Consider the following 1275-nt stretch of genomic DNA (forward strand, 5'->3'; position numbering starts at 1 on the left):
CCGCGCTGAAGTTGGAGCGGGTGCTGGTGGTGTCTTGGTGGGTGGCCAGATCACCTTCCAACTGACAGGCCAGTACTGGGGGATAGCGCGGTATTGGAGTGACGGCAGTGAGTACGCTGGATTTGTCGGCGCTGCCGGCGCCGGAGGTCGCTGGAAAGCCTCGACTTTGGAAGAGCTATACCACGGGCAAGGCTGACAACGGTTTCGCCTGCACATGGGCGACAACTGGACGGCCAACCTGGAGAGCGACCCGGTGGTCAAGCAGTTGGAACTGGCGGCCTACCGCGACATGCAGTTGCGGGCCCGGGTCAACGATGCAGCCAAGGCGCTGCTGCTGGCCCACGCCAAGGGCACGGACCTCGATCACCTGGCGGCCAACGTCAACCTGCAGCGCCTGGTGGTCCAGGCGGCGGATCCCCAGGCGGTGCCGCCGGTTGAGGAGGTCAAGGAGCTGGACGATGCCCTGCGCGAGCGGGTGCAACTGGCTTATGAGGGCCTGACCACGGCCGGGCCGCGTAACAGCTACATCCTGCATGCGCGTAACGCTTCGGCCCTGGTCGCGGATGCCGCAGCCGAAAGCCCGTCACCGGCGTGGGTGACGGTCACCGTGCTGAGCCTGGATGGCGACGGTACGGCCAGCTCTGAACTGCTGGCGACGGTGGCCGACGCGCTCAACGATGAGGACGTGCGGCCGCTTGGGGATCGGGTGACGGTGCAAAGCGCCCAGGTGTTGCCGTACCGCATCGACGCGGTGCTGCACATGAAAGGCCCGGGCCCTGAGAGCGATGCTGCCCTGGCCGAGGCCGAGCGCAAGCTGGCGGCCTGGATCAATCCACGCAAGCGCCTGGGTGTTGAGGTCGCACGCTCGGCCATCGACGCGCAGCTACACGTGGCCGGCGTGGCCCGGGTTGAGTTGGGTGCCTGGCAGGACCTGGCCCCGAGCAAAGCCCAGGCGGCCTATTGCACGGGTTACAGCGTCACGCTGGGAGACTGAGATGACCAGCCTCTTACCGATCAACAGCACGCCGCTGGAGCGAGCCCTAGAGGCCGTGAACGCCGGCGACACCGCGATCCTGCTGCGCACCCTATACAACCCTACGACCTGCCCAGTGCATCTGCTGCCTCAGTTGGCCTGGGCCTGGTCGGTGGATCGCTGGGACCCGCGCTGGTCCGAGGCCGTAAAGCGCAACGCCATCCGGGCCTCGTTCTTCATCCATGAACGCAAGGGCACCATCGGTGCCCTGCGCCGTGTGGTCGAGCCCCTGGGCTACCTGA

1 protein-coding gene and 1 pseudogene are annotated in these 1275 nt (G+C 66.7%); both read left to right on the top strand.

All coding sequences use genetic code 11. The features are described from left to right. Positions 1 to 107 precede the first annotated feature (107 nt). A pseudogene (locus tag M1B34_RS33695) lies at positions 108 to 994 on the top strand (baseplate assembly protein). Between the two features lies 1 nt (position 995). After that, on the top strand, positions 996 to 1275 hold a 280-nt coding region (locus M1B34_RS33700), incomplete at its 3' end, for a phage tail protein I (protein ID WP_268267441.1).

The organism is Pseudomonas morbosilactucae (assembly GCF_023241715.1).
Taxonomy (GTDB): Bacteria; Pseudomonadota; Gammaproteobacteria; order Pseudomonadales; family Pseudomonadaceae; genus Aquipseudomonas; species Aquipseudomonas morbosilactucae.